Origin of the sequence: Arthrobacter sp. UYEF21, from assembly GCF_040546085.1 — a bacterium.
Lineage (GTDB): Bacteria > Actinomycetota > Actinomycetes > Actinomycetales > Micrococcaceae > Arthrobacter.
The window spans coordinates 113164-123929 of record NZ_JBEPNF010000010.1; the positions used below are offsets into that span (position 1 = coordinate 113164).

13 protein-coding genes are annotated in these 10766 nt (G+C 65.0%); 6 read left to right on the top strand and 7 right to left on the bottom strand.

From position 1 onward, the window contains the following. Positions 1 to 5: 5 nt before the first annotated feature. Genes ABIB27_RS12005 through ABIB27_RS12015 form a run of 3 tightly spaced genes read right to left on the bottom strand, consistent with a single transcriptional unit; the run spans position 6 to position 2372 of the window. Positions 6 to 1064 carry an NADH-quinone oxidoreductase subunit B family protein gene (locus ABIB27_RS12005; protein ID WP_354216527.1) on the bottom strand — a complete coding sequence of 353 codons (1059 nt, stop codon included), beginning with the start codon at positions 1062 to 1064 and terminating at the stop codon, positions 6 to 8. A 30-nt stretch (positions 1065 to 1094) separates the two neighbouring features. Then, positions 1095 to 2039: a hydrogenase nickel incorporation protein HypB gene (gene hypB / locus ABIB27_RS12010; protein ID WP_354253922.1), complete on the bottom strand. Its 945-nt coding sequence runs from the start codon at positions 2037 to 2039 to the stop codon at positions 1095 to 1097. Between the two features lie 3 nt (positions 2040 to 2042). Continuing rightward, a complete protein-coding gene (locus ABIB27_RS12015; RefSeq protein WP_354216529.1) occupies positions 2043 to 2372 on the bottom strand; it encodes a hydrogenase maturation nickel metallochaperone HypA/HybF in 330 nt (109 codons plus the stop codon). A gap of 401 nt (positions 2373 to 2773) precedes the next feature. Here ABIB27_RS12015 and ABIB27_RS12020 point away from each other — a divergent pair, with 401 nt between their 5' ends. Beyond that, complete coding sequence (locus ABIB27_RS12020) at positions 2774 to 3079, top strand: hypothetical protein (RefSeq protein WP_354216530.1); 306 nt, start codon at positions 2774 to 2776, stop codon at positions 3077 to 3079. An 18-nt stretch (positions 3080 to 3097) separates the two neighbouring features. Here the strand turns inward: ABIB27_RS12020 and ABIB27_RS12025 are convergent, their stop codons facing one another. The 3 genes from ABIB27_RS12025 to ABIB27_RS12035 all read right to left on the bottom strand — a co-directional run bounded on the left by ABIB27_RS12025 (position 3098) and on the right by ABIB27_RS12035 (position 5002). After that, positions 3098 to 3733 carry a DedA family protein gene (locus ABIB27_RS12025; RefSeq protein WP_354216532.1) on the bottom strand — a complete coding sequence of 212 codons (636 nt, stop codon included), beginning with the start codon at positions 3731 to 3733 and terminating at the stop codon, positions 3098 to 3100. A 104-nt stretch (positions 3734 to 3837) separates the two neighbouring features. Beyond that, positions 3838 to 4545, bottom strand: coding sequence for an AfsR/SARP family transcriptional regulator (locus tag ABIB27_RS12030; protein WP_354216533.1), 708 nt, complete (start codon positions 4543 to 4545; stop codon positions 3838 to 3840). A 253-nt stretch (positions 4546 to 4798) separates the two neighbouring features. Further along, positions 4799 to 5002 carry a hypothetical protein gene (locus ABIB27_RS12035; RefSeq protein ID WP_354216534.1) on the bottom strand — a complete coding sequence of 68 codons (204 nt, stop codon included), beginning with the start codon at positions 5000 to 5002 and terminating at the stop codon, positions 4799 to 4801. 207 nt (positions 5003 to 5209) lie between these two features. Between ABIB27_RS12035 and ABIB27_RS12040 the strand changes: the two genes are divergently transcribed. The 4 genes from ABIB27_RS12040 (at position 5210) to ABIB27_RS12055 (ending at position 8799) form a co-directional block, all read left to right on the top strand. Further along, positions 5210 to 5410 carry a hypothetical protein gene (locus tag ABIB27_RS12040; RefSeq protein WP_354253923.1) on the top strand — a complete coding sequence of 67 codons (201 nt, stop codon included), beginning with the start codon at positions 5210 to 5212 and terminating at the stop codon, positions 5408 to 5410. 59 nt (positions 5411 to 5469) lie between these two features. Next, positions 5470 to 5670, top strand: coding sequence for a hypothetical protein (locus ABIB27_RS12045; protein ID WP_354216536.1), 201 nt, complete (start codon positions 5470 to 5472; stop codon positions 5668 to 5670). Between the two features lie 109 nt (positions 5671 to 5779). After that, positions 5780 to 8218 carry a hypothetical protein gene (locus tag ABIB27_RS12050; protein WP_354216537.1) on the top strand — a complete coding sequence of 813 codons (2439 nt, stop codon included), beginning with the start codon at positions 5780 to 5782 and terminating at the stop codon, positions 8216 to 8218. A gap of 59 nt (positions 8219 to 8277) precedes the next feature. Then, positions 8278 to 8799: an O-acetyl-ADP-ribose deacetylase gene (locus ABIB27_RS12055; RefSeq protein WP_354216538.1), complete on the top strand. Its 522-nt coding sequence runs from the start codon at positions 8278 to 8280 to the stop codon at positions 8797 to 8799. Positions 8800 to 8840: 41 nt separating this feature from the next. On the opposite strand, the gene ABIB27_RS12060 is transcribed toward ABIB27_RS12055, so the two are convergent. Beyond that, positions 8841 to 9824: an RluA family pseudouridine synthase gene (locus ABIB27_RS12060; RefSeq protein WP_354216609.1), complete on the bottom strand. Its 984-nt coding sequence runs from the start codon at positions 9822 to 9824 to the stop codon at positions 8841 to 8843. Positions 9825 to 10112: 288 nt separating this feature from the next. On the opposite strand from ABIB27_RS12060, the gene yczE reads away from it, so the two are divergent. Next, a complete protein-coding gene (yczE, locus tag ABIB27_RS12065; protein ID WP_354216539.1) occupies positions 10113 to 10760 on the top strand; it encodes a membrane protein YczE in 648 nt (215 codons plus the stop codon). Positions 10761 to 10766 lie beyond the last annotated feature (6 nt).

Here is a 10766-nt window from a genome sequence, read left to right on the forward strand (position 1 = left end):
GATGGTTACCAAGTGCGCTTCGCGCCAGTCAGCAGTTCGCGCCCGGGCCGGCGCCACTTGGGCTCCTGGTCCAGGGTGTGGGTGGTGATGCCGCGCAACGCCCTGATGGCGGCCCCATAGGGGCGGATGGTGCTGGTTGAGAGTTTGCCGCCTGGTGGCTCATCCATGAAGGGCATGAACTTGTCGGGGAAGCCCGGCATGGTGCAGCCGATGCAGATGCCGCCGACGTTCGGGCAGCCGCCGATGCCGTTCATCCAGCCGCGCTTGGGCACGTTGCACTTGACCACCGGACCCCAGCACCCCAGTTTGACGATGCATTTGGGAGAGCCGTATTCGGTGGCGAAGTCGCCCTGCTCGTAGTAGCCGGCCCGGTCGCAGCCTTCGTGGACTGTCTTGCCGAACAGCCAGGTTGGCCGCAGCGCGTCGTCCAGCGGAATCATAGGGGCTTGTCCGGTGGCCTGGTACAACAGGTAGGTCATGGTCTCGGAGAGGTTGTCCGGTTGGATGGGGCAGCCGGGGACGCAGACGATCGGGATGCCGGCCTTGGACTTCCAGTCGTAGCCAAGGTAGTCAGGGACTCCCATGGCTCCTGTCGGGTTTCCCGCCATTGCATGGATGCCTCCGTATGTGGCGCAGGTTCCTGCAGCGATGATGGCTGTGGCTTTGGGCGCCAGACGGTCCAGCCACTCGCTGGTGGTGATGGGTTGTCCGGTCGCAAGGTCGTTGCCGAAGCCGCACCAGTAGCCGCCCTCGTCGTGCAGTTTTTCGTTGGGGATGGACCCTTCAACCACCAGGACAAACGGTTCCAGCTCGCCGCGGTCCGCCTTGCGGAACCACTCGAGGAAATCGTCCGCCCCTTCCTGGGGGCCGCACTCGAAGTCGATCAGGGGCCAGTGCATGGCGATGCGGGGCAGGCCGGGCAGTGCGCCGAGTGCTATCTCCTCCACGCTGGGCTGGGTTGCCGCGGTCAGGGCGACGGAATCGCCGTCGCAGCTCAGCCCGGCATTGATCCACAGCACGTGGATCAGCGTTTCTTCGGCCTTGAGGGAAGTTTCGGTAGGCATCGTTGCTCTTTCCGCGGCCCGTGGGGGGGCTCAGTTTGCGTCTGTCAGGGACTCTTCCAGAGAACCGGTCAAAGACTCTGCCTCTGTCCGGGAAATGCGGCCGTCCAGCCATTCGTACCAGGCGGCAAGGCCGTCGCCGGTAGTGGCCGAGAGGACCAGGAACTGCGCGTGGTCGTTGAGGTGACGTATGCGGTGCAGGCACTCGTCGACGTCGAAATCAACATAGGGGAGCAGGTCTGACTTGTTGATGATCACCAGGTCGGCTGCGATGAACATGTGCGGGTACTTCTGTGGTTTGTCATCACCTTCCGTCACTGACACGATTACTACTTTGGCTGCTTCGCCCAGGTCGAAAAGGGCGGGGCAGACGAGATTTCCCACATTCTCGATGAACACTGTTGATCCCATCGGAGGATCGAGTACTTCGAGCCCGCGGCGGAGCATATCGGCGTCGAGGTGGCAGCCCGCTCCGGTGTTAATCTGGACCACGGGCCTGCCGGCAGCGCGGATCCGGTCGGCATCGAGGGAAGTTTCCTGGTCCCCTTCGACGACACCTGCCTGCAGCCCGTCGCCCAGCTCCGTGAGCGTGCGGACCAGGAGGGTGGTCTTCCCGGCGCCAGGGGAGCTCATCATGTTCAGCGCGCGGATCCGCCGTCCCGAGAGCCAGCCACGGTTCCGTTCCGCCAAGAGGCCGTTTTTGGCCAGCAGGTCCTGCTCCAGGGAAATCAGCTCGGGCGCCTGGCCGTGCCCCTGATGGCTGTGGCCGGTGTGGGAGTGCCCGTCCTCGGCGTGGACGTCCTCGGCGTGGACGTGGGTATGTCCGTCATGCGAGTGGACGTGTTCAGCCCCGTGAGGGTGCTCATGCGCCTGGATGCCCGACTCGTCGGGCGTTTCGGCTCCTTCAATTCCGCCCGGCATGCCCAGGGAGTAAACCCTCGGGTTGGTGTCCTCGCCGCAGCCGCATGTTGTGCACATTTCCTACGCCACCTCCACCGAAACGAGCCTCAGTTCGCGCCCGGCGACCACGTCGACGTCCGCGCTGCCGCAGGGACACAGGAGGAATATGTCAGTCAGTGCGAAGTGGTCGCCACAGGTGCGGCATCGCCCGCGGCCTTGCGGCTCGTCGATCCGCAGCCGCGCGCCTGCCAAGGCAGTACCCGCCGAAGCAACGTCAAAACAGAAACGGAGGGCATCCGGGAGAACACCTGACAACGGCCCGATACGAAGGTTTACGCTGCTGACTGCCCGGCCGCCGGTCTTGTCCAGGACTTCGTCTATGAGGCTTTGAACGATTGAGAGTTCGTGCATCGGATGTGCCTCCTTCATGTCAAGATAGGCTCGTCCCGTCCATAAAGCAACCAGTATTTGACGGCTGCGCACTAGTCGGGTAGGGGCGTGAAGTTATGCCATCATTCTGCAGGGGCCCGGAAGCCGGAGGCCCGGAAATTAAACAAACGGGAAGCAGGACACAACCCGCCGCCGAAGGCCTGGACTGGACGGTCCACGGCCGCGGTGACCGGCCGGAAACTGACCGGCCGGGAGTGGGCGTCGATGCGTGGGCTCACACCACGGTGGGGCTGTTCGTCGCCACATGGCTGCTGGCCTTGGGCGTGGCGCTTCGGCCACATTGAGCGGCGTAGGTCCGGTCGCGCCTCCGAAGGCGGCTCGGAGGAGCCGGCCTGAACGCCGGCCGGGATAGGGTGGAAGGCATGCCTTCGTTCCAGACCCGCCTGAAAATCACCGGACTGAAGCCTGGGAACCGGCCGGAAGCGGTGATGGCCGCAGCCGTGGAGGCGCTGGAGACCCGTCACCATGTGGAGTCCAATCAGCTGGAGCTCGCCGGTGGCGTCCCGCAGCTGAACCTCCGGTTCCTCGTGGCGGCCACCGAATATCACGGTGAGAACCAGCAGGCGCACGAATCGGCAGCCATGATGCGCGACGCCGTCGAACGCGTTGCGCTGACCGGCTCACTGACGCTGCTGCGCCGCAACCGCGGCCGCTGGGCACCCGTGTAGTTTAGTCGCCTGTGTAGCTCAGTCGCCCGGGGAGGGCTCGATCATCGGGGGCGGTTCGTCAACCGGGGAGCGGGTGCCGCGGCGGCGCGTGACGATGATCCCGACGACGGCGCCGATCAACAGCCCCACTCCCACCCCGATCAGGGAACTGGCCCAAAATGGCAGCCTGGTTGCCGATCCCGTGAAGTAGCCCAGGCCTACCAGCCAGCTGGCCCACAAAACGGCGCCGAGCCCGGCGCAGAAGCTGAAGCCGGAGACTGACACGTCCGCGATTCCGGCTGCGGCGGACGTCGCCAGCCGTCCGCCCGGGATGAAGCGGGCGCCGATGATCGTCCCGTACGTAGAGGAGCGGCCAACCTTGGCGATGGCCCGGTGGATGCCGTGATGGACCTTTGCGCCCCAGCGCCACCGGTCAAGCACATGGCTGAGGCGGCGCTTGAAGAGCTGGAAAACCACCATGTCGCCGAGCCAGGACGCCAGCGCGGACAAGGCCGCAACGAGGAAGATGTTGGCCCGTCCGTCTGCCGCGAGGGCACCGCCGGTGATCACCACCATTTCGGAGGGGATGGGCGGGAAGATGGCGTCGCCGAGCACCAGAGGGATGATCCAGAAGTAGATCGCGGCCCCCCAGCTGTCCGCGTTGCCAAAGTCCATGGCCACAAAGTACCGCACTTTCGGACGGCAGGATGGCGCATGGATGGAGCACAGCGGCATCTGGGGCCGCGTCAGCGTCAGTGCACGGCTTCCGGGATGCTTGGTTATCTTCCGCCAGGCGCGAGGCTGCAGTGCGGACGGAATGCTGACACGAGTTCGCTCAGTTGGGTTGAGGGCACGACGCCCAGTTCACCTTCCAGGCGGCTGGCAAACATCGTGTAGGCACGGACGGCAGCAGCCCTGTTGCCAGCGGCAAGATGGGCCTGAACCAGCAGGAGATGCGCAGATTCCCTGAGCGGTTCGATGCTCGCCGCGAACAGTGCCGCGATGACGGCATCGCCGGGTTCACCGGCCGCCAGATGCTGCCGTGCCATGAGCTCAAGAGCGCTGAGGCGCATTTGCCGGAGCCGCTCCTGTTCAAAGATTACCCAGTCGTCGTACCAGCCGGGCAGCAGTTCGGCCCGGCTCAGGTGCTCCAGGTAGCTGTCCGGAATCTGCGCTCCAGGCTGCGCGTGCATTCTGGCGACGTGCCGCTGCAGGGTTGCGACATCGACGCGGACGGATTCTTCCAGTTCCAGTGTGTCGGCGCCGGTATGGAGGAGGTGGGGGTATGCGTGGGCGATGCACCAGACAGTGGTCCTGAGGTTTCCCGCAGCCTGCGGTTCGCTGCTCTTCGGCCACAGGAGGCCGGCCAAAAAACTCCGGTGTCGGCAGCCCAGAAGTCCCACGCAGGCGATGAGCCGCTGCTCACGGCTGGCTACCGTCACTGTATTGCTGCCGCAGCGCAACCGCCAAGCCCCCAGCAGACTCAAGTCCCAATCCTGTGCGAGAGCCACCGTCATGCTTTTCCCTCTCAAGCGGCCGGATTCCACGCGTTCTCCAGCTACCATCGTGGCACCCAGCCAAACCATGTCAAGTCATTTTAGTAACAAGGGTAGGGCGGGTTATCAAGTGGGGTAGGGCAGCGTGCCGACCGGAATCGGGCCTACCTGTTGGCCACCAGCGGGGCCGCCCGGGTGGTCACAAAAACCCGTTGGCGTGAGCACGCTTTTATGGAGCGCCGTATTAGGCGTTGGCGGTATTTTCTTCCGCCCGAAGGGAATCGAGCCAGCGCTGGACAGCCAGGAGGATTTCGTCCGCGTCGCCCGCAGCCTCCACGAATTCGCCGCTCTGGCCGGGGCGGCTGAAGATCAGCCGGGCGCGAATCGGGCTATTCTGGGCGGGCTCGGCCCACGCGCGGATAATCATCGTGCCTTCAATGTCCGCCATGAGCGGGCGCCCTGCTTTCCTCGTCTGGAATTCGCAAATCAGCCACGAACATTACTGCCCGGTATGACCATCCTAGGCATAGATTAATCGGCGCCTAAGTCAAAAGACTGTCCCGGCATAGTTGCACAAAACAACGGAAAAATAACACTGCAGTAACGAACCTGCCACGGGATGCCGCGTTGAATGATCGGGAGACTTTGAGAGGGGGTGATTGACATGAAGGAACTCACCATTCAGGAACTGGAAGGCCAGCAGGTGGAGCTGTTGCCTTCGCGGGAGACCCTGTTTCTGAACGCCAACTGGGCAAGCGTTTACGCGACCAACACCTCTCTGGCACTGAACGCCGGCTCACTGCTCGCCACGGCGCACAGCTCTGCCGTTCAAACAATCCTTGTAGCCCAGAGTTAGTCCGCCAACCATCCGATATCTGGACCCCGGGAGTGCCCGGGGGAGAGAGGTGAGGTGCTATGACGGCATCAACCGAGCTATCACCGATGGAACTCGACGCTGAGGTCCTGGAACTGCTGCCCGTGCGGGAAACGCTGTTCTTCGACTTTAACGTCGCTCCCGTAATCGCTGTGAATCTTTCGATGGCCATCAATGCGGCCTCAATCGGTTCGGTTGCGAACTCGGGCGCCTGGCAGAACCTGTTGGTAGTTCAACAGTAGGCCCTGCAAGGATTTCTCAACCCGGTGGGCGTGCTCCAATGTCGGGGCATGCTCACCGGACCTGGTGGCTCAACACCTTTGTGGGGAAAATGACAACGTGGTGGGGAAAGTGACAACAACAGCTGATGCCGCATTTGCAGGCCGCTGGTCCCCTGCGCACGGGATTGTTTTCCTGGGCCCTGTTGAAGGTTCGGGGCTTAAGGACCGCAGCTACCTTTTGCAGCGCGGAGACGGGCAGATTGTGCAGCTTTCGGAGTTGCTCAATTTAGTGATGGTCTCCCTTTCGGCCGATGAACCCCTCGAAGATACGGCGCGCGACATCAGCGACGCCTATGGCCGTGAACTGGGGGTGAGCGGGCTCCGCCACCTCATCGACACCAGGCTGGCGCCGATGGGTCTGGTCCACAAAGCCGGGGCCGACGCTGCCGACGCCCCGCCGCCGCCGAAGGCAGACCCGCTGCTGGCTCTCCGACTGCGGGGGACGCTTGTTCCGGAAAGGGCCGTCAACGCGTTGGCCCGGATCCTGGCCCCGCTGTATTGGGGTCCGGTGGTGGTGGCCGTCCTGCTGGTGTTGGCCGCCGTCGATGTCCTGGTGATTGCCAGGAGTGACTTCATGGCCTCCCTGGAACAGATACTGCTCACCCCGGCGCTGCTCCTGGGCATCTTCGCGCTCCTGACAGCGGCGGCCGTGATCCACGAACTGGGCCATGCCACGGCGTGCCGGTACGGGGGCGCCAGGCCAGGGGTGATCGGCGTCGGCGTTTATCTGGTCTTTCCCGCATTCTTCACCAACGTCACCGACTCTTACCGGCTGGGACGGACGGGCAGGATCCGCACGGATCTTGGTGGACTGTACTTCAACTGCCTCTGCCTCATCGGCCTGGGTGGGGCGTATCTGCTGACGGAGCAGGGATTCTTTCTGCTGGCGGCGGGTCTGATGCATTTCCAGATGATCCAGCAGCTGGTTCCGACGCTGCGCTTTGACGGCTACTTCGTGCTGGCCGATATTGCCGGCGTTCCGGACCTCTTCAACCGGATCCGGCCCGTGCTGCTGAGCCTTGTTCCCGGCCGCCCCCTCGATCCGCGGGTACTTGAGCTCCGCCCCTTTGCCCGCCGCATCGTCACCATCTGGGTTGTCACCGTCGTGCCGCTCCTGTTCCTGGCGTGCGGCTGGATGCTATTCAACCTGCCCGCCATCATTGAGCAGACGGCCACTTCCATCCGGCTGCACGCGGGGCTGGCCGGCGCCGCGGTCGAGGCCGGTGACCCGCCTGCTGCGGCGCTGTCCATCGTGTCCATCCTCATGTTGTCCGTGCCCGTGGTGGGCCTGGCCATTCTGCTGTACCGGCTGCTGACTGTCCTGCTCGCTCTCCTGCGGCGCCTCGCCAGGCGCCTGTGGAGTACAACGGCGGAGCCAACGGTCGGTGTGCCACGGCATTTCAGGGCGGGGCAGCGGCCGGAGACAGGCAAGCCACTACTGAAAGGAAGGTCCGCCATGGCTGTCGCAGTCTCTCCCGCGGCCATGCCCCACGACGACGTGCCTCCCGCACCGTTGCAGGCTCCAGCGGCCAAGCAAGGCGACGACGTCCCGTCCGCAGGGAAGCGCGACGACGGCGTCCCCACCCTCCGGGACTTCCTCGCCGACCGGCCCACTCCGCCATCGGCACTGGCCGAAGCTGGCTGGCAGGGTGCAGTCCGGCGGCTCAGCCGCAATTCGATCAGCCCGGGTCCAGGGCTTCGCGAACTCATCCACCTGAGGGCCGTCGAAGACGTACAACGCCGGCTGGATGGCCCCAGGACGGTGGTGGTGGTCAACCCCAAGGGCGGCGCGCACAAAACCACCGCCACGCTGCTTCTTGCCGCGACGCTCGGCATCCAGCGCGGCGGTTACACGCTCGCGTGGGACAACAATGAAACGCGGGGCACGCTGGGGTGGCGGGCACCGCTGGCCGGGCACACGGGCACGGCAGTTGACCTGATGCATGAGGTGGACCGCTTCGAGGACCCCGTCCTGGGCCGTATCGGGGACCTGGACCGCTATGTCCGGTACCAGGGTTCCGCACACTTCGACGTGCTGGCCTCGGACGAGGACGCCGCAGGAGCCGCCACCATCGGAAGCCGTGAGTTTGACCGGCTGCACTCTGCGCTGCGCCGCTTCTACCGGATCATTATGGTGGACACCGGCAACAACATGCGGTCCTCCAACTGGGAAGCGGCGGTAGCGGCGGCGGACGAGCTGGTCATCATTTCCACCCTGAGGGAAGACACCGTGGCCAGTGCTGTCTGGCTTGTGGACGGGCTGCGCGAGCGCGGCTACGAGGCCAAGGTCAGCAACGCTGTGACCCTACTTGCCGCACCGTCGCGGCAGACCGATCTAGAGCTGCATCGGCGGACACGGGCGCATTTCGAGAGCGTGACGAGGGAAGTCCTCGATGTTCCCTACGATAGTTCACTGGTCTCCGGCGGTCCGCTAAACTACCAGGCACTGCAGCCGGGCGCCCGCGAGGCCTGGCTGCGTGCCTCGGCTGCCGTGATGCAGGGGTTGTGAGCTGTTCCCGAACTAGCGGGCACGGTTATCCGCAAGCCTGCATGTGCGAAACTGGCGGCATGCGGATCAGCATTCTCCAGGCCGACATCACCACCCGGGCCGTGGACGTGATCGTGAACGCGGCAAACTCGTCGCTCCTGGGCGGCGGCGGCGTGGACGGCGCCATCCACCGGGCCGCCGGGCCCGGGCTGCTGGCAGCCTGCCGCGAACTCCGCGACACAGACCTCCCGCACGGGCTCGCCGTGGGCGCCGCTGTCGCCACTCCCGGGTTCCGGCTCCCGGCCCGCTGGGTCATCCATACGGTGGGGCCAAACCGGCGTGCCGGGCAGACCAACAGCGCGCTGCTGGTTTCGTGCTTCAGCGAAAGCCTGCGGCTGGCGGAGTCGCTGGGTGCTGCTTCCGTCGCGTTCCCGGCGGTGGGCGGCGGCGTTTACGGTTGGGCAGGGCGTCAGGTGGCAGAAGCCGCGTACGACGCCGTCACCGGGTTTGGTGCCTCGCAGGCGGCCAGCGCGGTTGAGCTGGTGGAGTTTGTGCTGTTCAGCTCCGACATGGCGGACGCCTTTAACGCGGTTTTTGATTAGCGCCGTGTTGGAGCACCCTGTTGTCGATCACCTGTGTTTGATCAACTCGCCGTTTGAGCAGCTTCGCTGAGGTCCAGCCGGCTGCGGTATTCCACAGGCTTTTTGATGATGGGGTCCACAAAGCGGATGCCCCGGGCGAGGAGCTGCAGGGGTTTGGTGTAGTCGTCGGGAGCCTTGTCCAGCAGGTCCGGGTAGAACGCGTCGTTGACGATGCCCAGGCCCAGCGATGCCATGTGAACCCTCAGCTGGTGCGTCTTCCCGGAGTGCGGCTCCAACTGGTAGCGCGCAAGCCGGGACGCACCGTGGCTCCCGCCGGTCGCGGTGACACCGGCACGCGGGGAGGCGGCGCCGTCGAACGTTTCCAGCCGATCGATCCGGGTCTCCGCGTTCGGTTCGCCGGCGATCACTTCGGCCAGCAGGTAGCTGCGGGACTTAGTCATCCGGTTGCGCACCACCACAGGGAAGTCGACGGCGGGGTAGCCCGCAGCGGGTTCCGCGGCGGCGACGCACTCGTACTCCTTCTGGACCTGGCGCTTCTCGAAGAGCACCTGGTATTTGCCGCGCGTCTCCGGGTTGGTGGACAGCAGGAGCACGCCGGCGGTCATGCGGTCCAGACGGTGCATGGGGATCAGGTCCGGCAGGTCCAGCTGGTTCCGCAGCCGGACCAGGGCCGATTCCTGGATGTACGTGCCGCCCGGGGTGGTGGGCAGGAAGTGCGGCTTGTCCACCACCAGCAGGTGTGCGTCCTGGTGCAGGATGGTGATGTCCACCGGGATGCGGGTCTCTGGAGGCAGGGTCCGGTAGTACCAGATGAAGGTATGATCCTCGAGCCTGGTGGCCCGGTCCAATCGGATACCGCCTTCGCCCACGATCTCGCCGGCGTCGAACCTGTCCTCGATGCCCTGCGGATCGATGTGGCCCCAGCGGTGCATCATGTAGTCCATCGCGGTGGTCCACGGTCCCTCGTCCGGCAGGCGCAGGCGGGTGGCGTTGACGCCGTCGCGCACGGGGAGGGGGGATTGCATCACTGGTCCATTCTACTTTGCGGGTCCTACTCTGCCTGCCTCGGGGCTGGTGCTGCCCACAGAGGCCTTGAACGGGTTCCTGACGAAGGTCCGCTCAGGACGCGCATCTTCCCCGGCGACGCGCAAACGGTCAGGCGACACCGGTATCCGCGAGTCGCCAGGCCATTTCCGTGTCGCCAAACCATTATCGCGTCCAAGGCTTAGGCGGTCGCCCCATGCGGCGCCGCTGTGAGCGTGCGCCGGAGCTGCGGGTCGGCGTCGAGTCTGTCCTGGGACGAGTATATTTTGATGATGACCCGCAGAGTCACCCAGCTCCTTATCGGCCTCGCGATGTATGGCATCTCCCTGGCTATGTTTATCCGTGCCGGCCTCGGGTTGGACCCCTGGGACGTATTCCATCAGGGCCTGGCCCGTTTGAGCGGGTTCAGCATCGGCACGGTGGTGGTGGCGGTGAGTTTCCTGGTGCTCCTGCTCTGGATCCCGCTGCGCCAGAAGCCCGGCTTCGGAACGCTGGCCAATGCCGTGCTGGTAGGCGTGTGCGCCGACGTTGGGCTGGCACTGATCCCCGCTTTTGCGCACCTGGGAGGCCAGATCGCCATGCTGGCCGGAGCGGTTGTGCTCAACGGAATTGCTTCGGCCTGCTACATCGGTGCACGCCTTGGCCCCGGCGCCCGCGACGGGCTGATGACCGGCCTGGCACGGCGGACCGGCTGGTCCGTGCGACTGTCACGATCGCTGATCGAAGTGGTGGTGCTGGGGGTCGGCTGGCTGCTGGGCGGATCGGTCGGAGTGGGCACGGTGCTCTACGCCCTGGCCATCGGCCCGCTGGTTCAGATGCTGCTGCCTTGGTTCATGGTCCCGGCCTCAGCCAAGGACGCAGTCAAGGACGCAGCTGTGGCGCCCGAGTCCCGGGAGCCTGACCGGCAACGGCCCTAACGCCCG

What these genes read in the sequence shown, in the direction of transcription:
- ABIB27_RS12005 (WP_354216527.1), bottom strand. Translation starts at nt 1,064, where the DNA reads ATGCCTACCGAAACTTCCCTCAAGGCCGAAGAAACGCTGATCCACGTG.
- hypB (WP_354253922.1), bottom strand. Translation starts at nt 2,039, where the DNA reads ATGTGCACAACATGCGGCTGCGGCGAGGACACCAACCCGAGGGTTTAC.
- ABIB27_RS12015 (WP_354216529.1), bottom strand. Translation starts at nt 2,372, where the DNA reads ATGCACGAACTCTCAATCGTTCAAAGCCTCATAGACGAAGTCCTGGAC.
- ABIB27_RS12020 (WP_354216530.1), top strand. Translation starts at nt 2,774, where the DNA reads ATGCCTTCGTTCCAGACCCGCCTGAAAATCACCGGACTGAAGCCTGGG.
- ABIB27_RS12025 (WP_354216532.1), bottom strand. Translation starts at nt 3,733, where the DNA reads ATGGACTTTGGCAACGCGGACAGCTGGGGGGCCGCGATCTACTTCTGG.
- ABIB27_RS12035 (WP_354216534.1), bottom strand. Translation starts at nt 5,002, where the DNA reads ATGGCGGACATTGAAGGCACGATGATTATCCGCGCGTGGGCCGAGCCC.
- ABIB27_RS12045 (WP_354216536.1), top strand. Translation starts at nt 5,470, where the DNA reads ATGACGGCATCAACCGAGCTATCACCGATGGAACTCGACGCTGAGGTC.
- ABIB27_RS12055 (WP_354216538.1), top strand. Translation starts at nt 8,278, where the DNA reads ATGCGGATCAGCATTCTCCAGGCCGACATCACCACCCGGGCCGTGGAC.
- ABIB27_RS12060 (WP_354216609.1), bottom strand. Translation starts at nt 9,824, where the DNA reads ATGCAATCCCCCCTCCCCGTGCGCGACGGCGTCAACGCCACCCGCCTG.
- yczE (WP_354216539.1), top strand. Translation starts at nt 10,113, where the DNA reads ATGATGACCCGCAGAGTCACCCAGCTCCTTATCGGCCTCGCGATGTAT.